24 protein-coding genes and 1 tRNA gene are annotated in these 23,050 nt (G+C 65.3%); 13 read left to right on the forward strand and 12 right to left on the reverse strand.

Going from position 1 to position 23,050, the window contains the following annotated elements; translation table 11 throughout:
• Positions 1–128: 128 nt before the first annotated feature.
• The 3 genes from mscL to DCO49_RS07795 form a co-directional block, all read right to left on the reverse strand.
• A complete protein-coding gene (mscL, locus tag DCO49_RS07785) occupies positions 129–533 on the reverse strand; it encodes a large-conductance mechanosensitive channel protein MscL (protein WP_116863548.1) in 405 nt (134 codons plus the stop codon).
• Between the two features lie 53 nt (positions 534–586).
• A complete protein-coding gene (locus tag DCO49_RS07790; RefSeq protein WP_116863549.1) occupies positions 587–1,309 on the reverse strand; it encodes a fumarylacetoacetate hydrolase family protein in 723 nt (240 codons plus the stop codon).
• A 70-nt stretch (positions 1,310–1,379) separates the two neighbouring features.
• On the reverse strand, positions 1,380–1,664 hold the full coding sequence (locus DCO49_RS07795) for a hypothetical protein (protein WP_116863550.1): 285 nt from the start codon (positions 1,662–1,664) through the stop codon (positions 1,380–1,382).
• Positions 1,665–1,843: 179 nt separating this feature from the next.
• On the opposite strand from DCO49_RS07795, the gene DCO49_RS07800 reads away from it, so the two are divergent.
• Positions 1,844–2,179, forward strand: a complete 336-nt coding sequence (locus DCO49_RS07800) for a Rieske (2Fe-2S) protein (RefSeq protein ID WP_079222968.1) — start codon at positions 1,844–1,846, stop codon at positions 2,177–2,179.
• A 305-nt stretch (positions 2,180–2,484) separates the two neighbouring features.
• Here the strand turns inward: DCO49_RS07800 and DCO49_RS07805 are convergent, their stop codons facing one another.
• The 4 genes from DCO49_RS07805 to thiS all read right to left on the reverse strand — a co-directional run bounded on the left by DCO49_RS07805 (position 2,485) and on the right by thiS (position 6,180).
• Positions 2,485–4,332, reverse strand: coding sequence for an SLC13 family permease (locus DCO49_RS07805; protein ID WP_116863551.1), 1,848 nt, complete (start codon positions 4,330–4,332; stop codon positions 2,485–2,487).
• Positions 4,333–4,359: 27 nt separating this feature from the next.
• Positions 4,360–5,094, reverse strand: coding sequence for a tRNA (guanosine(46)-N7)-methyltransferase TrmB (trmB, locus tag DCO49_RS07810; RefSeq protein WP_116863552.1), 735 nt, complete (start codon positions 5,092–5,094; stop codon positions 4,360–4,362).
• Complete coding sequence (locus DCO49_RS07815; protein WP_116863553.1) at positions 5,094–5,888, reverse strand: thiazole synthase; 795 nt, start codon at positions 5,886–5,888, stop codon at positions 5,094–5,096. Before DCO49_RS07815 ends, trmB begins: the two co-directional genes overlap by 1 nt.
• Before the next feature lie 91 nt (positions 5,889–5,979).
• Positions 5,980–6,180, reverse strand: coding sequence for a sulfur carrier protein ThiS (thiS, locus tag DCO49_RS07820; protein ID WP_116863554.1), 201 nt, complete (start codon positions 6,178–6,180; stop codon positions 5,980–5,982).
• A gap of 206 nt (positions 6,181–6,386) precedes the next feature.
• Here thiS and DCO49_RS07825 point away from each other — a divergent pair, with 206 nt between their 5' ends.
• The 9 genes from DCO49_RS07825 (at position 6,387) to DCO49_RS07865 (ending at position 13,885) form a co-directional block, all read left to right on the forward strand.
• Positions 6,387–8,219: an autotransporter domain-containing protein gene (locus DCO49_RS07825; protein ID WP_116863555.1), complete on the forward strand. Its 1,833-nt coding sequence runs from the start codon at positions 6,387–6,389 to the stop codon at positions 8,217–8,219.
• A 92-nt stretch (positions 8,220–8,311) separates the two neighbouring features.
• Positions 8,312–8,385, forward strand: a tRNA-Gly gene (locus DCO49_RS07830).
• A gap of 133 nt (positions 8,386–8,518) precedes the next feature.
• Positions 8,519–8,761: a hypothetical protein gene (locus DCO49_RS07835; RefSeq protein WP_116863556.1), complete on the forward strand. Its 243-nt coding sequence runs from the start codon at positions 8,519–8,521 to the stop codon at positions 8,759–8,761.
• Positions 8,762–8,849: 88 nt separating this feature from the next.
• Positions 8,850–9,728: a 30S ribosomal protein S6--L-glutamate ligase gene (gene rimK, locus DCO49_RS07840; RefSeq protein WP_116863557.1), complete on the forward strand. Its 879-nt coding sequence runs from the start codon at positions 8,850–8,852 to the stop codon at positions 9,726–9,728.
• A gap of 268 nt (positions 9,729–9,996) precedes the next feature.
• Positions 9,997–10,476 carry a hypothetical protein gene (locus DCO49_RS07845; protein WP_116863558.1) on the forward strand — a complete coding sequence of 160 codons (480 nt, stop codon included), beginning with the start codon at positions 9,997–9,999 and terminating at the stop codon, positions 10,474–10,476.
• 106 nt (positions 10,477–10,582) lie between these two features.
• Positions 10,583–11,065, forward strand: coding sequence for a hypothetical protein (locus tag DCO49_RS07850; RefSeq protein WP_243402691.1), 483 nt, complete (start codon positions 10,583–10,585; stop codon positions 11,063–11,065).
• 127 nt (positions 11,066–11,192) lie between these two features.
• Positions 11,193–11,870 carry a response regulator transcription factor gene (locus tag DCO49_RS07855; RefSeq protein WP_005410804.1) on the forward strand — a complete coding sequence of 226 codons (678 nt, stop codon included), beginning with the start codon at positions 11,193–11,195 and terminating at the stop codon, positions 11,868–11,870.
• A 4-nt stretch (positions 11,871–11,874) separates the two neighbouring features.
• Positions 11,875–13,203, forward strand: a complete 1,329-nt coding sequence (locus tag DCO49_RS07860; protein ID WP_116863560.1) for a HAMP domain-containing sensor histidine kinase — start codon at positions 11,875–11,877, stop codon at positions 13,201–13,203.
• Between the two features lie 265 nt (positions 13,204–13,468).
• Positions 13,469–13,885, forward strand: a complete 417-nt coding sequence (locus DCO49_RS07865; protein ID WP_116863561.1) for a hypothetical protein — start codon at positions 13,469–13,471, stop codon at positions 13,883–13,885.
• Positions 13,886–14,001: 116 nt separating this feature from the next.
• Here the strand turns inward: DCO49_RS07865 and DCO49_RS07870 are convergent, their stop codons facing one another.
• From DCO49_RS07870 to DCO49_RS07885, 4 genes are all read right to left on the reverse strand, one after another.
• On the reverse strand, positions 14,002–15,069 hold the full coding sequence (locus DCO49_RS07870) for an AI-2E family transporter (protein ID WP_116863562.1): 1,068 nt from the start codon (positions 15,067–15,069) through the stop codon (positions 14,002–14,004).
• A gap of 103 nt (positions 15,070–15,172) precedes the next feature.
• Positions 15,173–15,784, reverse strand: coding sequence for a dephospho-CoA kinase (gene coaE / locus DCO49_RS07875; RefSeq protein ID WP_116863563.1), 612 nt, complete (start codon positions 15,782–15,784; stop codon positions 15,173–15,175).
• 10 nt (positions 15,785–15,794) lie between these two features.
• Positions 15,795–16,658 (reverse strand): A24 family peptidase, encoded by an 864-nt coding sequence (locus DCO49_RS07880; protein WP_116863564.1) that lies wholly within the window; start codon positions 16,656–16,658, stop codon positions 15,795–15,797.
• 8 nt (positions 16,659–16,666) lie between these two features.
• Entirely contained in the window at positions 16,667–17,926 is a 1,260-nt protein-coding gene (locus DCO49_RS07885) for a type II secretion system F family protein (RefSeq protein ID WP_116863565.1), read from the reverse strand.
• A gap of 356 nt (positions 17,927–18,282) precedes the next feature.
• Here DCO49_RS07885 and DCO49_RS07890 point away from each other — a divergent pair, with 356 nt between their 5' ends.
• The 3 genes from DCO49_RS07890 to pilB all read left to right on the forward strand — a co-directional run bounded on the left by DCO49_RS07890 (position 18,283) and on the right by pilB (position 21,361).
• Positions 18,283–18,729, forward strand: coding sequence for a pilin (locus DCO49_RS07890; protein WP_116863566.1), 447 nt, complete (start codon positions 18,283–18,285; stop codon positions 18,727–18,729).
• Between the two features lie 140 nt (positions 18,730–18,869).
• Positions 18,870–19,277: a pilin gene (locus DCO49_RS07895; protein WP_116863567.1), complete on the forward strand. Its 408-nt coding sequence runs from the start codon at positions 18,870–18,872 to the stop codon at positions 19,275–19,277.
• A gap of 353 nt (positions 19,278–19,630) precedes the next feature.
• On the forward strand, positions 19,631–21,361 hold the full coding sequence (gene pilB / locus DCO49_RS07900) for a type IV-A pilus assembly ATPase PilB (protein ID WP_116863568.1): 1,731 nt from the start codon (positions 19,631–19,633) through the stop codon (positions 21,359–21,361).
• A 280-nt stretch (positions 21,362–21,641) separates the two neighbouring features.
• Here pilB and DCO49_RS07905 read toward each other — a convergent pair whose 3' ends face one another.
• Positions 21,642–23,015, reverse strand: a complete 1,374-nt coding sequence (locus DCO49_RS07905) for a sigma-54 dependent transcriptional regulator (protein WP_116863569.1) — start codon at positions 23,013–23,015, stop codon at positions 21,642–21,644.
• Positions 23,016–23,050: the final 35 nt, after the last annotated feature.

Genomic DNA, 23,050 nt, shown 5'->3' on the forward strand with positions numbered 1-23,050 from the left:
GCCCGGCGGAGGTCCACGATCCGGTTCGCTCGCCGGGCATGGCCCGGCGCTACCTTGATTATCGTTCCGCCCAGTCGAGCACGGCTCGACTCTACAGGTACGCGGGGCGCGCGATGGCGCCCGGCGCGTTACTTCTTCAGGCTGTCGCGGATCTCGCGCAGCAGCACCACTTCTTCCTTCGGTGCGGCCGGGGCGGCGTCCTTCTTGCGCGACAGGCGGTTGATCACCTTGATCACCATGAAGATGGCGAACGCCACGATGATGAACTGCACCAGCGTGTTGAGGAAATCACCGTAGCCGATGACCACAGCGGGGATCTCGGTGCCGTCGGCGCCGACACGTGCAGGCGCCAACGTCCAGGCCAGATCGGAGAAATCCACCTTGCCGATCAGCATGCCCATCGGCGGCATGATGATCTTCTCCACCAAGGCGGTGACGATCTTGCCAAAGGCCGCGCCAATGACCACGCCGACGGCGAGGTCGATGACGTTGCCACGCATCGCGAATTCCTTGAACTCGGTGAGCATTCCCATTCTTGTTCTTCTCCTGAGGGCGAGGGTTCGAGCGCAGGTTAACGCAGCCGATGTCAGCCTGCGATGACGCCGTGGCGTTCGGCCACGTTTTCCAGTCGAGCACTGAAACGGTCGCCCGGCTTCAATGCGGCCACGCCCGACGGGGTGCCCATGAAGACCAGGTCGCCGGCGCGCAGCTGCCATAGCTTGGACAGCTCATGCAGGATTTCCGGTACGTTCCAGATCATCTGGTCGAGCAGCGACTGCTGGCGCACTTCGCCGTTCACTTCCAGCGACAGGTTCAACGCGGCCAGGTCGCCCACTTCGCCGGCATGCACGATTTCGCTGATCGGCGCGGAGGCATCGAAGCCCTTCGCCGAATCCCACGGGTGGCCCTTTTCCTTGGCGGCGGCCTGCAGGTCGCGGCGGGTCAGGTCCAGGCCCACGGCATAGCCATAGATCAGCGCGTCGGCATCAGCCACGGCCAGTTCGCCGGCCGGCGCGTCAACGCCGATGGCCACCACCAGCTCCACTTCGTGGTGCAGGTTGCTGGTGGTGGGCGGGTAGGGGATCACATCGTCGTGGCCGACGACGATGGCATCGGCCGGCTTGCAGAAGAACATCGGGCGGCCGCGGTCATCGGCGGCCGGCACCGCAGCGCCCATCTCACGCGCATGGTCGGCGAAGTTGCGGCCGACGCAGTAGATGCGGTGGACCGGGAACGTGCCACCACCTACCACCGGCACACGCGGCACGACGGGGGCGGGGATGACATCGGAAACAGCGGCAGTGGACATGCGGGGGGTTCCAGTCGGAAGGCCCATGCAGTCTAGAACGGTGTGGCGCCCACGTCAGCGGGCGACCGCATCAGCGCGACATCGGCAAAGCTGACTTGCGCACCACGCGGTATTCGCCTTCGACGACGTTGGCATCGGCTGCACGGCGAGCGCCGACAGTCTTGCGCGAGGCCAGCAGCTTCCACGCCAGGCCGATCAGGATCATCGCCGCACCCACGAACACGCCGATGAACACCATCGCTGCCAGGATCGCCAGGCCGAGCAGGCCCACGGCAACGCGCACCAGCGGGTGGCGCGGCTTGCGCGGCGCGAACAGGGTGCGGAACTGTTTGAAGGCGGAAGCGCGAGTAAACATGGCGGCTCGATAGGGCTGGGATCAGCGAAACCAGAGTATCGGGATGCGCCACTGCCATTGAGTGAAAAACTCGTTAAATATAGCCTCTGCTTATTACTAATCAATGACTTGTATTCATGTCGCAGCCAGTCATATGAGCGGGCATGCGACAATCCGGTTTTCCGCAAGAGCCTCCCGCCATGACTGCTGCCGCTGCCCTGATCGCCCTTGATGCCCTTGCCGATGGGGCGTTTGCCGAGGTCGAAGCGGTGGTCGAGGGCGATGCCGAATCGCTGGTGCTGTACCGCGACGGCGCGCAGGTGCGTGCGTTCCTGAACATCTGTCCGCACGCCGGCCGCCGCCTGGACTGGGCACCGGGCCAGTTCCTGAAGAGCCGCGAGGGCCATCTGGTGTGTGCCGCCCACGGTGCCTCGTTTGCCCTGGACAGCGGCGACTGCATCGCCGGCCCCTGCAAGGGCGACCGCCTGCGCGCGGTACCGGTCGACATCCGCGACGGCCAGGTCTACCTGGCCTGAGGCCAGAAGCAGTCGAGCACGGCTCGACTCTACAAAAGCCGTGTCGACCAAGGTCGACAGCTACCAGAGCGAGATCCTTGCCGACCAACGGTCGGCACCCACCATCAGCAGCGGGAACCTGTCGAAGGCGGGGCACTGTGGGTTTGCGGGGTGTGAGCGGCATGGATGCCGCGACCAAGCCCCCATGGACGGGTTGACGGCGTCCCCGCAAACCCACAGTGCCCCGCCATCCCACGGAATGCAGGCGGTTGACGTTGACGTGGCTTCTGCAGGTGCAGGGCGCAGCCCTGCCACACACCCCAACCTCAGAACATCAGGTTGATCATCACCACCACGACCAGCGTGTAGATCAGCGACAGCGGTCCGCCGACCCGCCACATCTCGCGCGGGGTGTAGTTGGCCGGGCCGGTGATCATCGAAATCACCGGATTGGAGGCCGTCATCAGGTTGTTGGACGCCGACAGCGCCACGATCAGCGCGAACGCCGTCGGGTTGCCGCCCGCCGCCAGCGCCAGGTTCACCGCGATGGGTACCATCACGATCGTCGCGCCCACATGGCTGATCACCAGCGAGAACGCGGTGGTCAGCAGCGCCAATGCCACCTCCAGTACCCACAGTGGAATACCGGTCGGCAGCTTGTCGATCGTGTGGCCGGCCACCCATGCCGCCGCACCACTGGAATCCATCGCCCAGCCGAGCGGAATCAGCCCGGCCATCATGAACACCGTTTTCCAGTTGATCGAGGCATAGGCCTCGTCCATGCGCAGCACGCCGGTCAGCAGCATGCCGGCCACGCCGGTCATCAGGGTCAGCGCCACCGGCAGCTTGCTGGTCAGCGCGATGAGGATGGTCAGGGCGAAGATCGACATCGCGATCTTGAACTTGTGCGGGCGCTGCTCGCCGGTCGGGTAGTCGGTCACCACCACGAAGTCGCGGCTCTTGGCGGCCTGCGCCAGGTCGGTCCAGATGCTGTGGAAGACCAGCATGTCGCCGGCGCGCAGCTGCACGTCGCGCACGTCCTCGCGGATCACCTGTTTGTCGCGGTTGATCGCCAGCAGGCTGATGCCGCGCTCCTTGCGCAGGCGCAGGTCGGCCGCGCTCTTGCCGATGACGTTGGAGGTCGGTGGCACCACCGCCTCGGAGATGCCGGCGCGGCTGGGGTTGAACAGGTCGCCCAGATGCTTCAGCCGCGAAGACATGCGCAGGAACTGGTTCTGTGCGAAATCGTGCACTTCCTGGCGCGGCCCCATCACGCCCAGTACGCTGCCCACCCAGATGCGCATCTCCGCCGGTGGCGCCAGGCGGGTGTCGTTGCCGGTCTTCAGCGCCAGCAGCAGCGGCGCATCGTGCAGGGTCTCGGCCTCGCCCAGGGTCATGCCCACCAGCGGGCTTTCAGCGGTCACCACCAGTTCGAACACATCGCCTTCGATGCCGTAGGTCTTGGCGAAGTAGCTCTCGGTGCGCGCCGGGGTCACCCCGTCGTTGACCAGGCTTTCCTCTTCGATCAGCTTGCGGTCGCCGTAGTAGCGGAAGTACAGCAGCGATGCGATCAGCAGAGCCACGCCGATCGGCAGCGGCGCGAACATGCGCAGCGGCTCGATGGTGGCCAGGCCCGAGGGCAGGTTGTTGTTGGCCGAGGCCAGCAGATCGTTCAGCAGGATCAGCGGCGAGTTGCCGACCATGGTCAGCGCGCCGCCCATCACGATCGCCGCCGAGATCGGCAGCAGCAGCCGCTGCAGGGTCAGGCCGGTCCGCGCGACCAGGCGCGAGGCCACCGGCAGGTACAGCGCCATCACCGAGGGGTTCTGCATGAAGGACGAGTTCAGGCCGGCGATGGCCGTGGTCATCATCAGCAGCCGCTGCTCCACGCCGTGGCCGCGCCGCAGCAGCCACGCCGCCAGCCGGTTCAGCGCCCCGGTGCGGTCCAGGCCCGCACCGAGGATGGTGGTGGCGATGATGCTCATCACCGCGTTACCCGAGAAGCCACCGAAGATTTCTTCCGGGGCGATCAGGCCGGTGACACCGAGCACCACCAGCACCACCAGCGCGACCACGTCGGCGCGGATGCGCTCGAACAGGAACATCGCCATCGTGAAGCCGACCAGCCCGAGCACGAGCTTCATGTCGTTGGTCAGCGTCAGCGCGGTATCCATGTGGGGCGCAGCGTCCTCGTGCGTGGGTCAGGTGCGGTCGTACAGCAGGTCCCAGACGCCGTGGCCCAGGTTCTGGCCGCGGGTCTCGAAGTGCGTCTGCGGGCGCCAGTCCGGACGCGGCACGCTGCCACGCGGGCCGGCACGGTTGACCAGGCCGGCGGTGGCGTCGAGCACGTCCCACATCTGCTCGGCGTAGTCTTCCCAGTCGGTGGCGCAGTGCAGGCGGCCGCCCGGGCGCAGTTTGCGCACGATCAGCGCGGCGAACGCCGGCTGCAGCAGGCGGCGCTTGTTGTGGCGCTTCTTGTGCCACGGGTCCGGGAAGTAGATGCGTACTTCATCCAGCGCACCGTCGGCGATCTCGTTCTGCAGCACTTCCACGGCATCGTGGTGGTACAGGCGCACGTGGTCGGCGTTGTCATCGGCCAGCGCGTTCAGCAGGCGGCCCACGCCCGGGGCGTGGACTTCGATGCCGATGTAGTCGCGCGACGGATCGTGCTGCGCGGCGAAGCGCATGGCCGCACCATTGCCGAAGCCGATTTCCAGCACCTTGTGCGCCGGACGGCCGAAGGTGGCGTCCAGGTCGCGCGGCTGGCCGTTGTAGTCGATGCCGAAGCGCGGCCAGCGTTCGTCGAACGCGCGCTGCTGGGCGGGGGTGAAGCGGCCCTGGCGCAGCACGAAGCTGCGCACTTCGCGGCGGCCCTCGCTCACGGTGAAGGGCTTGGGCGGGGCCTTGGAGCCGGCGCTGTCAAAAGGATTGGTCATCAGCCGATCAGCCCATCAATCGGGGAGGAGGCGCTGGCGTAGCGCTTGCGCGGGATGCGGCCGGCCAGGAAGGCCTCGCGCCCGGCTTCGACGGCCTTGCGCATGGCGCTGGCCATCAGCACCGGATGGCGCGCACCGGCAATGGCGGTGTTCATCAGCACGCCGTCGCAGCCCAGTTCCATCGCGATGGCGGCATCGGAAGCGGTGCCCACGCCGGCGTCGACGATGATCGGCACCTTGGAGTCTTCGATGATCTGCAGCAGGTTGTACTTGTTCTGGATGCCCAGGCCCGAGCCGATCGGCGCGGCCAGCGGCATCACCGCGGCGCAGCCGATCTCTTCCAGGCGCTTGGCCAGGATCGGGTCGTCGGAGGTGTAGACCATCACCTCGAAGCCGTCCTTGACCAGCTGCTCGGCGGCCTTGAGGGTCTGCACCACGTCCGGGTACAGCGACTTCTGGTCGCCCAGCACTTCCAGCTTGGTCAGGTTGTGGCCGTCCAGCAGCTCACGGGCCAGGCGGCAGGTGCGCACGGCGTCTTCGGCGGTGTAGCAGCCGGCGGTGTTGGGCAGGATGGTGTAGCGTTCCGGCGGCAGCACGTCCAGCAGGTTCGGTTCGCCCGGGTTCTGGCCGATGTTGGTGCGGCGGATGGCCACGGTGACGATCTGGGCGCCAGCGGCCTCGGTGGCCAGGCGGGTTTCTTCCAGATCCTTGAACTTGCCGGTGCCGGTAAGCAGCCGCGAGCCGTAGGTCTTGCCGGCGATCACCAGCGAATCGGGGGAGACAGGGAGGTTCATGACGCGATTATCGCTTATCCGCCTGAAGATGGGGTCACCTTGCGAGGCCGCCGGGCATGGCCCGGCGAGAGCGAAGCGCGGGGGCCTTGACTCAACCACCGCCCAACGCGTGCACGATCTCCACCACATCACCTTCGGCCAGCACATGCTCGCCATGGCGGCTGCGGCTGACGATCTCGCCATTCACTTCCACCGCCACCCGGCGCTGCAGCAACTGCTCGGCGGCGAGCAGGTCGTGGAGGGTCGCCGAAGCGGGCAGGGTGCGGGGTTCGCCATTGAGATGGATGTTCATCGGGGCATTGTCGCCGATGGCCCGCCGGGATCGGAACAGTTGCATTCTGGCCCGCACGCCACCCCCAGCACACCCCGTACGCGCAGGTTCAGGCGACAATTCATGCGGCGGCGCAGCGTGAGCAATCGGCGGCACGGTGAAACCATTCACCGTGCGTCGGCGTACGTGTGCGCTGGATCCCCAACATTTCCCCCAGGAGTTTCTACATGCTGCTCAGCAAACGCCCGATCCGCTCCCTGATGGCGGCCGCGATCGCGCTCGCCGCGCTGCCGGCCATGGCAGGCGAATCCCCGTTCACCCGCACCGTGTTCTTCGGCGACAGCCTGACCGACAGCGGTTACTACCGCCCGCTGCTGCCGGCCGACGTGCGTCCGGTCACCGGCCAGTTCACCACCAACCCGGGCTGGGAGTGGTCGCAGTTCGTCGCCGACTACTACGGCACCAACGCCAGCCCCAACGGCAACGGCCAGACCGGTGACAACTACGCCGTCGGTGGCGCCCGCGTGGGCGTCGACCTGACCCAGCCGGCGTTCGGCAACGTGCCGGTGCCGTCGCTGAAGACCCAGTATGCCAACTACCTGGCCGCCAACGGTGGCAAGGCCGACCCGAACGCGCTGTACACCGTGTGGGGCGGCGCCAACGATCTGTTCTCGATCACCGCCCCGGCCCAGGCGCCGGCCGTGATCGGCGCAGCGGTCACCACCCAGATCGGCATCGTGACCAGCCTGAAGCAGGCCGGCGCGCAGTACGTGATGGTGCCCAACCTGCCCGACGTCGGTATCACCCCGGGGTTCATCGACCGCGGCGCCGCCGGCCAGGCACAGGGCACCGCCCTGTCCACCGCCTACAACAACGCCCTGTACGGTGGCCTGAAGCAGGCCGGCATCGAGTTCATCCCGCTCGATACCTACACCCTGCTGCGCGAAATCACCGCCAACCCGGGCATGTACGGCTTCAGCAACGTCACCGGCCGCGCCTGCCTGGTCGCCTCGTCGCTGACCTGCAGTCCGCTGGCCTATGTGCGTCCGGATGCGGCCAGCAGCTACCTGTTCGCCGATGACGTACACCCGACCTCGGCCGCCCATGAAATGCTCGGCCAGTACGCCATCTCGATCCTGGAAGGCCCGCGCCTGCAGCAGATCCTGACCCATTCGGCACAGACCATCGGCCGTTCGCGTGCCGACCAGGTCAGCCTGCACCAGGTCGGCCGTCCGGCCGACGGCATGTCCTGGTGGGGGGGCGTGCGTGGCGACATGCAGCGCTACGACCACGCCGATGTGTACGACGGCCTCGCGCCGGCCGGCCTGTTCGGTGTCGACTGGGCGCGTGACGGCATGGTCGTCGGCGGCTTCGCCGGCTTCGGCCGGATGAATGCCGACTTCGGCAACAACCGTGGCGACTTCACCCAGAAGGACACCACCGCCGGTCTGTTCGCGGGCTGGTACGGCGACCGCATCTGGGTCAACGGCCAGGTCAGCTACACCTGGCTGTCCTATGACGTGAACCGCAAGGTCCAGCTCGGCCCGGCCACCCGCGAACACGGCGGCTCGCCGGACGGCAGCAACCTGACCGCGGCCCTGAACGCCGGTTACGAGTTCGGCACCGAAGGCGGCTTCCGCCACGGCCCGATCGCCTCGGTGATCTGGCAGAAGGTGAAGATCGACGGCTACACCGAAACCGCCGATGCCAACACCCTGGCTACCGCGCTGGGCTACGGCAAGCAGGATGTCGATTCCACCGTCGGCCGCATCGGCTGGCAGGCCCGCTTCGATGGCGGCGCCGTCAAGCCGTACGTGCAGGTGACCTACGACCACGAGTTCGAGGACACCAAGCAGGCCAGCGCCTGGGTGCAGAGCCTGCCGGACGTGGGCATGTACCGCGTGCCGGGCATGGACTTCGACAAGAACTATGCAACCGCCATCTTCGGCGCGCGCATGCAGCTGTTCGGCCTGCAGAGCAACATCGGCCTGAGCGCCACCACCCTGCAGAAGCGTGCGCAGGACGCGACGCTGTTCGCCAACTTCAGCGGCAGCTTCTGATCCAGGTCGGGGTCGGATCCCTTTCCGCCAGGAAAGGGCTCTGACCCCATTGCCCAACACCGTCCGCTCCGCATAGACTTTCACCCTGCAATGCGGGCGTAGCTCAATGGTAGAGCTGTAGCTTCCCAAGCTACTGACGAGGGTTCGATTCCCTTCGCCCGCTCCAGCTTCCAACCCCGGTAACGGCTGCGCCGTTGCCGGTTTTTTTTATCGGCCGAGGGTGAGGGTTTCAACAATCCTCATGGCGGGCGGGGCCAGCGGCCCGCTAGCGTTCTTCATCGTCAAGGGAAACCCGAAGCATGAAGAACCACAAGGACGTCGTCGCCCTGCTGCATGAGATCTTCCTGTCGGCCGGCACCGGCTCAAACAAGCAGCTCGAAGCGGTGCGCGCGCTGGGTCGGGCCGGTGGCCCGCGTGCTGCGCAGCTGATCGAACAGATCTACCGCGAAGCCTTCAGTGGTTCGACCCTGCAGATGGCCTGCGTGGCAGCGCTGGGTGAAGCCGCGCGGGGCTGCGCCGCAGGTGCGGAGGACAGCGACTGAAGGCGCGTCGACAGGCCTGTGTGGGCAGCATCATCCCGCCGCAACGCCGCCGCGCTATGCTGCGCGCCTGCCGTCCACTGCCACCGCGATGAAGCTCGCCATCCTGTCCCGCAACAGCTCGCTGTACTCCACCCGTCGGCTGGTCGAGGCGGCCCGTGCACGTGGCCACACCGTCCGCATCCTCGACCCGCTGCGCTGCTACATGCGCATCGCCGCCGATGGCTTTTCCATGCACTACAAGGGTCGGCCGATGACCGGCGTGGACGTGGTCATCCCGCGCATCGGTGCCTCCATCACCCGCTACGGCACCGCCGTGCTGCGCCAGTTCGAACTGATGGGCGCGCGCACCCCCAATCCGTCCGACGCGATCCTGCGCTCGCGCGACAAGCTGCGCGCGCACCAGCTGCTGGCGGCCAAGGGCATCGACATGCCGGTGACGGTGTTCGGCGACAACCCGGACGATACGGTCGACCTGCTGTCGATGCTCGGCCCGCCGCCGCACGTGGTGAAACTCAACGAGGGCACCCAGGGCCGCGGCGTCATCCTGACCGAGAAGGCCAGCGCCTCGCGCGGCATCGTCGAGGCCCTGCGCGGCCTGTACGCCAACTTCCTCATGCAGGAGTTCATCGGCGAGGCCAAGGGCGCGGACCTGCGCTGCTTCGTGGTGGGCGACCAGGTGGTGGCCTCCATGCAGCGGCAGGCACCGGAAGGGGACTTCCGCTCCAACCTGCATGCCGGTGGCACCGCAGTGCCGGCCAAGGCCAGCCGGGCTGAACAGCAGATGGCGGTGCGCTCGGCCAAGGCGCTGGGCCTGTCGGTGTGCGGGGTCGATCTGATCCGCTCCGAGCGCGGCCCGCTGGTGCTGGAGGTCAACTCCACGCCGGGCCTGGAAGGCATCGAAGCGGCCTGCCAGGTGGACGTGGCGTCGCGCATCATTGCCCACGTCGAGAAGATTAAAAAGCATTGATTATCAAGGGCTTGAAATTTTCCTGAAGGATCGCCGCCGGATTTAACACGCCTTTAATCGGGCCCGGCGTACGCTTCAGCCAACCGCAGCTCTGCCTCTCAGCAGGATCGGTAATCGGGATACGACTTCAGGCCCAGGCGGGTAGACCGCCTGGGCCATTTTTATGTCCGGCCCGGCCGTGGTGGACCCCGGTCAAAGGTCCCTTGTGGCGGGGCGGGGCGACTCGTAGAGTTGGGCCTTCGTTCCGGGATGGATCGGGAGGTTGGCGATGTACCGCATCACCATGGTTGCGATGTTGCTGGGCCTGTCTGCGGCCGCCCAGGCCGCATCGGAAAAACCCGTGGTCCAGATGGATCGGCAGGCCCCGGTGGCCGAGCAGGTGCGCCAGATCGAAAAGGCGCTGGACAACGGCGAGTACGCCGAGATTTCAGCCGATGACCGTGCCCAGGTCCGGCAGTCGCTGGAGCGCATCACCCTTCGCATGGGCGACCGGCAGACGGCGCAGGAACTGCCGCCGACGGTGCAGAACGAGGTCTTCAACGACCAGGAGCGGATCAACACCATCCTTATCCGCGCCCATGCGGACAGCCGCCTGGTCTGCCAGCACACCCGCACCACCGGCAGCAACATGCCCAAGAGCCGCTGCCTGAGCGTGGCCGAACGCCGCAGGATCGAGGAAAAAGGCAAGGCGCTGCTCAACGACCAGCGCAGCTACAGGACGCTCTCGCCGCCGCCCGCAGGGCGCTGACCGACGGCTATTGGTGATCCTGCCGGTGGTCCCTTGTGGGCTTGCCTGCCGGGCCGTAGAGTCGGGGATTCTTCATGGACGACAGGAGGCAAGCACGATGCATAGCATGACCACGCTTGGCCTGGCCTTGAGCCTGGCAATGACCTTGGCGTTTACGGCACATGCCCGCGTCGACAAGGACGCCGAGGTCAAACTTGACTCAACCGCGCCGGTGGCCGAGCAGATCGCCGCTATCGAAAAAGCGATGAGTTCAGACAATTACTCTGAGATCAGCATGGAGCAGAAGAGCACCGTGCAGCAGGCGCTGGGGCGCATTCGGCTCAAGATGGGGGACCATCAGCGGGTGGAAGAACTGAGCCCGCAAGCGCGTGTCGAGATCTTCAACGATCAGGACAGGGTCAATACGATCCTCACACAGGCCCACGCCGACAGCCGCATGGTGTGCCGTCGCGAGCGCTCTACGGGCAGCAACATGGCGCAGCGGGTATGCATGACGGTGGCGCAGCGGCGCGAGGCCCTGGAAGCTGCCCGCAAGACGATGCGCGACAGCCAGTCTCTCAACAATCTGAATCCGTCAGGGGGGCTGTAAGTGGCGCGCACGAAATGTTAAGACTGCAACCTGTATCGTTCAGCGGGTAGACGTCGCGTCCACCCGCTCGAGAGCATCCTGAGCGCGTTGGCATCCCCCGACGACCCTTAATGAATCAGAGGTCCCAGTGCGTATTCTCGTAATCGAAGACAACAGCGACATCGCAGCCAACCTTGGCGATTACCTCGAGGACCGGGGCCACACGGTGGACTTCGCTGCCGACGGCGTGACCGGGTTGCACCTGGCCGTGGTGCACGAATTCGACGCGATCGTGCTGGATCTCAACCTGCCGGGCATGGACGGCATCGAAGTCTGCCGCAAGCTTCGCAATGAAGCGCGCAAGCAGACCCCGGTGCTGATGCTGACCGCGCGCGATTCGCTGGACAACAAGCTGGCGGGTTTTGATTCGGGTGCAGATGACTACCTGATCAAGCCGTTCGCCCTGCAGGAAGTGGAAGTCCGCCTCAATGCCCTGTCGCGCCGCGGCAAGGGCGTGCAGACCCGCGTGCTGGAAACCGGCGACCTGGAGTACAACCTCGACACGCTGGAAGTGCGCCGCCAGGGCAAGCTGCTGCAGCTCAACCCGACTGCGTTGAAGATCCTGCAGGCGCTGATGGAGGCCGCTCCGGCGGTGGTGACCCGCCAGGAACTGGAAACCCGCGTCTGGGGCGAAGAACTGCCGGATTCGGACTCCCTGCGCGTACACATCCACGGCCTGCGTGCGGTGGTCGACAAGCCGTTCGAAGTGCCGCTGATCCAGACCCGCCATGGCATCGGATACCGCATCGCCACCCCGGAAGCCTGATTCGGTGGCAACCAAGGGGGAGCGTCGGCGCACGCCCTATCGGCGGCGCCTGCGCAGTCGCATCATCGTCTCGTTCGTGTTGTTGGGCTTCTGCCTGACGACACTGTTCGCGTTCGCCACCAACTGGGCCCGCATGCGCGTGGAAAACCAGCTGGTGGAAGACGTCATGAACCGCAACATCAACGAGTACGCGCGGCGCTTCTACGAGCACCCTGGACGCAACCCCGAAGTACCGGTGCAGCAGATCCGGGCATACGCGTATTCGAGCGACAAGTTCGACCGCGTGCGCGAGAACCAGCCGGATTGGGCGGCGTTGCCCAATGGCAATTACAACCTCAGCGGCATCGACGAACAGAACCAGCCATATGCCTACAAGCTGGCCGTGCGCAAGGCGGACGACGCCTGGTTCTTCCTCGCCTATGACATGACTGACAGCGTGCGCGGCGGGCAGCAGCTCAACCGCGCGCTGGTGCTGTCGGTGCTGGTGTTCAGCCTGCTGTCGCTGGTGCTGGGCTGGTGGTCGGCGTCGAAGGTGATGAAGCCGGTGTCCGACCTGGCCGCGCGGCTGCGCGCCTACCGCGGCGGCACCAGTGATCCCGAGCCGTTGGCGCCGCGCTTCCCCGACGACGAAGTGGGGCAGCTGGCGCAGGCGCTGGATGACTATTCCTCGCGCCTGACCGAAGTCGTGCAGCGCGACCGTGAGTTCAATGCCGACGTCAGCCACGAACTGCGCACGCCACTGGCGGTGATCCGCGGCGCGACCGAGCTGCTGCTGACCCGTCCCGGCCTGGACGAGAAAGTGCTGCAGCGCCTGCAGCGCATCCAGCGTGCCGAACAGCAGTGCAGCGATCTCATCGGCGCCTTGTTGCTGCTGTCGCGCAACGAGCGCGGGCAGGGCACCAGCAACGTGGCGCGGGTGGCCGAGCAGCTGCTGGATGCGCACCGCGCGCAGCTTGGCGGCAAGCCGCTGGAGTTGGTTCTGGAAGGCGAGCGCGGCCTGGTGATCGATGCACCGGAAGCGGCCTTGTCGGTGGCGCTGGGCAACCTCATCGGCAATGCCGTGAAGTATTCGCAGGATGGCAGCGTGCGCGTGCACGTCAGCAGCAATGCGGTGTCGGTGACCGACAGTGGCCCCGGCCTGAGCGAAGAAGACGCCGCCAAGCTGTTCCAGCGCGGTTATCGCGGCACCCATGCCGGCCACTCGCAGGGCGGTGGCATCGGCCTGTCGATCGTCAGCCGCCTGTGCGATCTGTACGGGTGGCAGGTGAGCGTGCGGCCCGGTGGCGATCGCGGCGTGATCGCGACGCTGACGTTCTCGCCGAAGCCGCTCTGACGATGAGTGGTGGGTGCGGACCGTTGGTCCGCACTGGTAGATGCCAACCTTGGTTGGCAGCAATGCAGTCGAGCATGGCTCGACTCTACAGTTGTCCTCATCCACGCATGGCATGGGTCCATTGTCGTAACCGGCGTTCATGGGCCCGGCTTCCGCCGGTGGACGCCCATGCTTTCCCGTGCCACGCAGTGCTGTGACGCATTTGCCTCCTGACATCCGCCCGCGCGGATGGCCAGATGCCATGTCAACTGCGAGGAACTTGGCCATGTCACACCGTACCCGTTACCCCAACCTGCACCAGCTGGTCGGCGATTCCATCGACGTGCTTTCCGCCGATGTCGCTGCACGCATCGAAGCCGTGCTGAAGGATCCTGGTGACCTGATGTCCATCCTGCAGGAAAGGATGGAGGCCGACGATGCCACCGACCACGCGGCGACGCGTGCCGGGCTGACCGACCAGCAGAGCGGTACGGTGGCCGGTCTCAGGCGCACCGTGTCCGGTATCAGTACGCTGACCAGGCTCATGCATGCCGCGCACATCGCGCGCACGCATGGCGGTCCGCTGCAGGCCGTGCCGCCGCAGACGATGGAGGGCCTGATGGTGGCCGCACGCGAGCTGACCCGCCATGTGCAGCAGCAACTGCAGGCCGAGCGCATGCGCGGTGCGGCGACGCTGCAGTAATGTAGAGCCGAGTCCGCGCTCGGCTGCCTTGGCGGCTGCAGGGCCTCCACTGTAGAGCCGAGCCCACGCTCGGCTGCTTATGCGGCTGCGCCGCCGCCCGAGCATCGGCTCGGGCGCTACGCCTGCGATGTCTCAGCTGCTTTGCTGGAAGCGGTGTCGCCGGGAATGGGTGTCGGCGTGCCCAACATCTCCACCACATACAGGCGCTTGACCAGTACGAACAACACCACGGTCAATGGTGCAGCCAGCAGTATCCCGGCCGGCCCCAGCAGTGCACCGATGCCGAACAGCGAGAAAAGCAGCAGGGCAGGGGGCAGGTCGACGGCACGCTGCTGGATGAGCGGCTGCAGCAGATGCCCCTCCACCTGCTGCACCACCACGAACAGCGCCACCGTGGCCAGGGCGATTTCCGGGCTGACCGTAAACGCCAGCAGGATGGCCGGTACTGCGGCCAGGATCGGGCCGACGATCGGCACGAAGTCCAGCAGCGCGGTGATGATGCCGAGCCCGAACGCCACCGGCACACCCAGCGCCCACAGCCCCAACCCGGTGAGCAGCCCGACCACGGCCATGGCCAGCAACTGCCCGCCCAGCCAGGCCTTCAGTGCATTGCCGCTGGCATGAAGCGCGTCTGCCACGGCCGGGCGCTGACGCGTGGGCAGCAGCTTGAGCAGGCCCGTGCGGTACAGATCCGGTTGCGCCGCCAGATAGATGCCGCCAATCAGTACCAGGAACAGGTCCGCGATCCCGCCGGTGGCCGACATTGCCAGCGACCCGGCGCGGGCCGCCATCGTCGATACGCTGGATTGCGCGTTCTGGGTCAGCTCATGCACGGTGGAGCCGACCGGACTGTCCGCCAGCCAGGTCTGGAAATTTTCCCAGGCGGCCGGCAACGTCTGCCGCAGCGTCGCCATCTGTGCCCCCAGTTGCGAACCGAACAACCACATGGCCGCAGTGAACAGCACCACCAGCAGCAGCACGGTCAGGCCCAGCGCCCAACCCTCCGAGAGCGGCGTGTAGCGCAGCACCGCGCCGACAATCGTCCGCAACAGTGCCGCCACCACCACCGCCCCGAAGATCAGCAGGACCAGTTGCGACAGCTGCCACAGCAGGAGGCCGAGGGCGACCAGCGCCAGGGTCACCACCACGCGGGCGGTATAGGAACGGAGGGAGGCGGTGGGCACGGTCGATCTCACAGGCAGGCGCAATACAGGCGCAGGACCATAGCGGGGCGCGTGAGAAGACGGTGTGTGTCTGCGGGGTTACAGCGGGGTGGTTGCCAACGCCTCAGGTCGAGGCGAGTTGCAGATACCGCGCATGCAGCGCTTCCACCTGCGCCTGCAGGTCATCGGGATGGCCATCGTTGACCACCACGTCATCGGCCAGTGCCTGGCGCTTTGTGCGGCTGGCCTGGGCGGCAATCATCCGGTCAGCCAAGGCGGCATCGATGCCGTCGCGCCGCATCAACCGCGCGTGCTGCACGGCCTCGGGCGCATCGACCAGCAGAATCCGGTCCAGCCACGGGTACGCCTGGCGGCCGCCAACCTCGGTCAACAGCGGAATCGCCGCCAGCGCGTAGGGGCTGGCGGCCTGCTCGCACTGCTGCTGCATCACGCGCCGGATGGCCGGATGGGTGACTGCCTCCAGGGCGACCCGTTCGGCGGGGTCGGCGAACACATGGGCCCGCAGGCGGGCCCGGTCCAGGCTGCCATCGGCCAGCAGCATCTCCGCACCGAAGCGTTCGGCGATGGTGGCGAGGGCCGGGCTACCGGCCGCAACGACCTCGCGCGCGGCCAGGTCCGCGTCGGCCACGACGATCCCCAGCGCCTCGAAGCGCCGGGTCACCTCGCTCTTGCCGGCGGCGATGCCGCCGGTCAGGCCTACCACATAGCGGCTCATGGCGACAGCGTCAGCGCAGCCCGCTCATGACCAGGTACTGGTTCACCACCGGCTCGCCCCACATGAAGTACACCCAGCCAGCCAGCGCCAGGTAAGGGCCGAACGGAATCGGCGTTGCCTTGTCGCGGCCGCGGGTATACAGCCAGATCGAGCCGATGACGGCGCCCAGCACCGACGACAGCAGGATGATGGGCAGGATGCCCTTCAGCCCGCACCAGGCGCCCAGCGCAGCCAGCAGCTTGGCGTCGCCGCCGCCCATGCCGTCGCGGTTGGTCACCAGCTTGTAGGCCCTGGCCACGATCCACAGCACAAGGAAGCCCGCCGCGGCACCGATCAGGGCCGGTTTGGCCGGCATGTACAGGTTGTCCATGCTCCCGACCAGGCCCAGCCACATGAGTGGCAGAGTGATCTGGTCCGGCAGGTACTGTGTGCGCAGGTCAATGCCCGACAGGGCGATCAGGAAACAGGTCAGCACGATCGCGCCGAAGCCCTGCCAGCCGAAACCGAACTGCCAGACGCAGCCCAGCACCATCACCGCAGTCAGCGCTTCCACCAGCGGGTACTGGATGGAGATGGGCGCCTTGCAATGGCGGCACTTGCCGCCCTGGACGATCCAGCTGAACAGCGGGATGTTCTCGTACCAGGACAGCTTGTGCTTGCAGTGCGGACAGTGCGACGGCTCGACCACGATGCCTGGTGGTGGCGGGTCGTAGATGTCCGGCTGCTCCAGGACCTCGCGCGCCTCGCGCTTCCACTCCCACATCATCCGCTTGGGCAGGCGCAGGATGACCACGTTGAGGAAACTGCCCAGTAGCAGCCCCAGGGCGGCCGCGGCGGGGTAGCCGAGGCCGGGATGCTGGTCGAGAAATGCCATTGTTACCTTTAGCCGACGACGGCGCCGAGTTTGAAGATGGGCAGGTACATCGCGATGACCATACCGCCTACGACCACGCCGATGAAGACCATGATCATCGGTTCCAGCAGGCTGCTCAGCGCATCGACCGCATTGTTGACTTCCAGCTCATAGTACTCGGCCACCTTGAAAAGCATGGCATCAAGTGCACCGGCCTCTTCGCCGATGCCAGTCATCTGGATGACCATGTGAGGGAACAAGTTTTGCTGTTTCATCGCGACATTGACGGGGTAGCCCACCGAAACGTCATCTCGCATACGGAGCACCGCTTCTTCGTAGATCTTGTTGCCTGTCGCGCCTGCCACGATGCTCAGTGCCTCCACGAGCGGTACGCCTGCCTTGAACGTCACGGCCGTGGTGCGGGCAAATCGAGCGATGGCGCTGTTATGCATGATCTGGCCGATAACAGGAACTTTCAGGATGAATCGATCCATGGCGTGCTGCATTTTGGGTGAGCGCTTGTACGCCATGGTCGCTGCAACCACAGAGCCAATCACCACCGCGAGGATTAGCCACCACCAAGAGACCATGAATTTGGACAGATTGACGACCAGCATGGTGAATGCTGGCAGGTCGGCGCCAAATCCTTTGAAGACGTCCTCAAATTGCGGCACCACCCAGATCAGCATGATGGAGCTAACCAGCATTGCGACAACAACCACCATCGCGGGGTAGAACAGCGCTTTTTTGATTTTGCCCTTCAGGGCTTCGATATTCTCTTTATAGGTCGCGACCGTATCAAGCACGGTCTCCAGCACACCGGCACCTTCGCCGGCTCGGACTAGGTTTCGATAGAGTTCGTCGAACTGGACGGGATGCTTGCTTACGGCCTCATAGAGAGACGAGCCGCCTTCGATGTCCGTCCGGATGGTGTCGACCATCTTTTTCATTCGCGGATTTTTATGTCCGCTTCCAATAATCTCCAGTGCAGATACAATCGGGACGCCGGACTTCATCATCGTGGCCATCTGGCGACTGAAGAAGGCTACGTCTTTCGGCCCGACCGGCTTGCCCGCGGATCCAAACAGCGGCTTTGGCTTCACCTTCACTTGGCCTGGGTTGATCCCCTGGCGACGTAGCTCGGCGCGAAGCAGGTTGGCGTTCTTGGCGAGCTGTTCGCCTTTCATCTTCACGCCACGCTTGTCGGTCCCCTCCCAGACAAACGGCTGTAGCTCCATGGTGCTTCGCGCCACGGGCTGCTTCTTGATTGCACTGCGACTGACTGACATGTTGTCTCCCCAAGGCCCGCCATCCCCAGGCGGGCATCATGACCGAGGATGTTAGCGGGTTCGGAGCTGTTCGGGGAGCCTGCCAGCGTGACGTGCCGCAGCATTTCAGTCGTTTCGGGGCGAAAGGTGACGCTGCGCGTCACACTGGCGGGTCCGTCGCATTTTTTGCCCGGGATGCTTCACATACAACAAATTGCTGCCATCATTGGTGCCGGGGAAATCTAGAGGGGCGCGTGCCGGGGTTGGCACGCAACCTGCGTTGATACACCCGCAGGGCGCAAGATCCGCTCAACCGGCAATCGGCCGGGTCTATCCTGCGCACTGACTCAACCACTACTTATCTTGGGGATGTACACATGAAGAACCAGAAGGGCTTCACCCTCATCGAACTGATGATCGTCGTCGCGATCATCGCCATCCTGGCCGCCATCGCACTGCCGGCTTATCAGGACTACGTGTCGAAGTCGAAGGTCACCGCTGCCCTTGCCGACATCTCGTCGCATAAGACTCAGTTCGAGATGGAAGTCAGTGAGGGCCGGACTCCGACTCTTGCTTCGTCCGGCTTCCAGGCAAACAACACCGGTGCATGTTCCACCATCGCTGTTGCCGGCACTGGTATCACGTGCACGATCCGTGATCCGGGTACCCGCATTGGCGCTGGTGCTCAGATTGCGCTGAACTATAGCAACTCGACTGTGGCTTCTGGTGTTGTTACTGCAGCTGGTGGCTTTGTCTGCGTCGGTACCGGAATTGACGCCAAGTTCCTGCCGAAGGGCTGCACTGCAGGTTCGACTGGCAGCTAATGGAGTGGCTGGCATACGCCAGTCTCTGTTGCTTGACACAAGGCCCGCTTAACGCGGGCCTTGTGCTAAATGGGCTCGATGTCGGGTCGGTGTTCTTGGGGTGCGTCAAGTGAGAAATCTAGGGTGTGGAGAGACTCACTATGAAGATTTCGAAAGGCTTTACGCTTATTGAGTTGATGATCGTCGTAGCGATCATCTCCTTACTCGCGTTGATCGCGATGACTGCTTTTCCGCCTTACATTGCACGAACGCAGCTTGCTGCTGCCTTGGCTGATGTGACGCCTGGCAAGACCATCATAGAAACAACAATCTATGAAGGTAGTTCGCCAGCGAACGTAACGGCGGAGTCGGTCGGAGGAAGTCAGAACGCGCATTGTTCTTCCGTCACAGTTGAATTGAGTAGTGCTGGCGAGGGCTTCATACGTTGCACGCTCAAAGGCATTGCGGCAGTTGAGGGGCGAAATCTCTATCTCCGTCGTTCAAGCGCAGGGGGCTGGAGTTGTGACGCAAGTGAGTTCGACGTGAATTTTCGACCTTCGGGTTGCTAGGGCGTGGGGATTATCTCAATTCAGAAGACGGTGGTCGTCGCCGCGCTCTAGAGGTACTGGACTACAGGCCTTTGTGAGCTGTCCTATCGCTGGCAAGTTGACTTGCATAGTCGTCTGCCGAGGATCCCTGGTCTCTTTGACAAGTTGATTCTCAGTCGCTGAGCGCCAAGCGGATCGGGGCTTGATGTGGTGATGATCCAACGCCGACACTGGCCTGACGCACTGTCCAACGATTTTTGGGGCCACATTTGGGTCAGGCAGCCGCTCCAACGGGGTCCGCGCGGTTACCATATCTGCCAATTGCTTACATTCCGTGGCGGCATACAGTCGCAGGGCGCAGTGAGAGGATCCCAATGAACGCCGTAACCACCGCCAATCTCGTCGGCATCACCGGCCTTGCTCGCCGCCTCGTCCAAGACGGCGCTCTAGACGAAGCCGCTGCCCGCGATGCGATGGCCAAGGCTGCAGCCGCACGGCTGCCCCTCCCGACCTGGTTCGCCCAGAACAAGCTGGTCAGCTCTGCACAGCTGGCAGCTGCCAACTCGGTCGAATTCGGCATGCCGCTGTTCGACGTGTCCACGTTCGACGCCAGCCTGAACGCCATGTCGCTGGTCAGCGAGGAGCTGCTGCGCAAGCACAACGTGCTGCCGCTGTTCAAGCGCGGCGGCCGGCTGTTCGTCGGTACCAGCAACCCGACCCATTCGCTGGATGAGATCAAGTTCCACACCAATCTGGTGGTGGAGCCGATCCTCGTCGATGAGGACCAGATCCGGCGCACGCTGGAGCAGTGGCACGCCAGCCACGACACCATGGGCGACGCGCTCGGTGGCGATGACGAGGGCATGGCGAACCTGGAGTCGTCCGGCGGCGACGATGACCTGTCCGCCAGCGGCGACACGGGCATCGACGCCAAGGGCGATGACACCCCGGTGGTCAAGTTCGTCAACAAGGTGCTGGTCGACGCGATCCGCAAGGGCGCCTCGGACATCCATTTCGAGCCCTACGAAGACGATTACCGCGTGCGCCTGCGCATCGATGGCCTGCTGAAGATGGTCGCGCGCGCGCCGGTCAAGTTGAACCAGCGCATCGCCGCGCGCCTGAAGGTGATGGCGCAGCTGGATATCGCTGAAAAGCGCGTGCCGCAGGACGGACGCATCAAGCTGAACCTGTCCAAGACCAAGCAGATCGACTTCCGCGTCAGCACCTTGCCGACGCTGTTCGGCGAGAAGGTGGTGCTGCGTATCCTGGATGGCAGCGCAGCCAAGCTGGGCATCGACAAGCTGGGTTACGAGCCGGACCAGCAGAAGCTGTTCCTGGATGCGATTCACAAGCCCTACGGCATGGTGCTGGTGACTGGCCCGACCGGTTCGGGCAAGACCGTGTCGCTGTATACGGCGCTGGGCATCCTCAACGACGAGACCCGCAACATCTCCACCGCGGAAGACCCAGTGGAAATCCGTCTGCCCGGTGTCAACCAGGTGCAGCAGAACAACAAGCGCGGCATGACCTTCGCGGCCGCGCTGCGCTCTTTCCTGCGACAGGATCCGGACATCATCATGGTCGGCGAAATCCGCGACCTGGAAACGGCCGAGATTGCGATCAAGGCGGCGCAGACCGGCCACATGGTGCTGTCCACCCTGCATACCAACGACGCGCCGCAGACCATCGCGCGCCTGATGAACATGGGCATCGCGCCGTACAACATCACCAGCTCGGTGACCCTGGTGATCGCCCAGCGCCTGGCGCGGCGCCTGTGCAACAACTGCAAGCGGCCGGCCAATCTGCCGGCCCATGCGCTGCTGGCCGAGGGCTTCACCCAGGAGCAGCTCGATGCCGGCATCCAGCTGTACGAAGCGGTGGGCTGCGACGAGTGCACCGAGGGCTACAAGGGCCGTACCGGCATCTACCAGGTGATGCCGATGACCGACGAGATCTCGACCATCATCCTGGCCGGCGGCAATGCGCTGCAGATTGCCGAGGCGGCACAGGCGATCAAGGTGAATGACCTGCGCCAGTCCGCGCTGAAGAAGGCGGCGGCGGGTGTGACCAGCCTGGCCGAGATCAACCGCGTGACTAAGGATTGACGGGGTTGTAGCGCCCGAGCCGATGCTCGGGCGGCGGCGCAGCCGCCAAGGCAGCCGAGCGTGGGCTCGGCTCTACACATGCATGGCCGGGTTCAGTAGATCCACGCCATGCGTGGCCGAGATCAACCGCGTGACCAAGGATTGACGGGGTTGTAGCGCCCGAGCCGATGCTCGGGCGGCGGCGCAGCCGCCAGAGCAGCCGAGCGTGGGCTCGGCTCTACAAATGCATGGCCGGGTTCAGTAGATCCACGCCACGCGTGGATGGCGCGGCCCCTGGCTCTCACTCCATCCCCAGCTTCTTCAGCTTGTAGCGCAGCGCCCGGAAGGTGATGCCCAGCTGTGCGGCCGTGCGGGTCTTGTTCCAGCGGTTTTCCTCCAGCGCACGCTGGATCGCGCTGCGCTCGAGCTGCTCGATGTAGGAGGGCAGGGCGGCGCTGCCGGGGGGCAGGTCGACCACGGCTTCGGGTGCGGCAGGGCCGCCGACGGTGCGCGGGGCGTGCTGCGGCAGGCGCAGGTCGTCGGCGCCGATGCGGTCTTCCTCGGCCAGGGCCAGGGCGCGCTCAAGGATGTTCTCCAGTTCGCGCACATTGCCCGGGAAGCCGTAATGAGCCAGCGCATCCAGCGCCGAGGGCGCCAGCAGCGGAGTGGCGCGGCCGTGGCTGCGGGCCAGCCGGGCGAGGATCGAACCGGCGAGGTCCGGCAGGTCCTGGCGGCGCTCGCGCAGCGGCGGGACCCGCAGCTCGATGACGTTGATGCGGTAGTACAGGTCGTGGCGGAAGCGGCCGTCCTCGACCAGCTCGGCGAGATCCTTGTGGGTGGCCGAGAGGATGCGCACATCCACCGGTTCTTCGTTGGCTGCGCCCAATGCGCGCACCGACTTTTCCTGGATGGCGCGCAGCAGCTTGACCTGCATCTGCAGGGGCAGCTCGGCCACTTCATCCAGGAACAGGGTGCCGCCGTGCGCGGCCTGGAACAGGCCGGGCTTGTCGGCGTGGGCGCCGGTGAAGCTGCCCTTGCGATGGCCGAAGAACTCGCTCTCCATCAGCTCGGTCGGAATGGCACCGCAGTTGACCGGAATGAACGGGCCCGAGGCGCGTGCGCCCTGCGCGTGGATGGTGCGTGCGACCAGCTCCTTGCCCACCCCGGATTCGCCGAGGATGTAGACCGGCGCCTGGCTGCGGGCGACCTTGCCGATGGTGGCGCGCAGCACGTCCATGGCGGGGGAAACCCCGAGCAGGCGGGCGGCCTGTTCGGTGGCAGCCGTCGGCACCTGGCGCTCGCTGCTGTTGAGTTCCAGCGCGTGCTTCACCAGGCCACGCAGCACGCTGATGTCCACCGGCTTGCTGACGAAGTCGAAGGCGCCGGCCTTCAGCGCCTCCACGGCCAGGTCCATGCTGCCGAAGGCGGTGATCATCGCCACCGGCGTACGCGGGTAGTGGTGGGCGATCTCACTGACCAGTTCGATGCCGTTGCCGTCCGGCAGCCGCATGTCGGTGATGCACAGGTCATACGGGTTGCTGGCCAGCAGTTCGCGGGCTTCGGCGAGGTTGGCGGCGGTGCTGATGCGAAGGCCCATGCGGCCAAGGGTCAACACCAGCAGTTCGCGGATGTCGCGTTCATCGTCGACGACGAGGGCGCTGCGGGTTTCGTTCATGGACAGGGAAGATAAACGAGGGGGGCTGGAAGCGA

The sequence above is a fragment of the Stenotrophomonas sp. SPM genome, from assembly GCF_003105135.1.
Taxonomy (GTDB): Bacteria; Pseudomonadota; Gammaproteobacteria; order Xanthomonadales; family Xanthomonadaceae; genus Stenotrophomonas.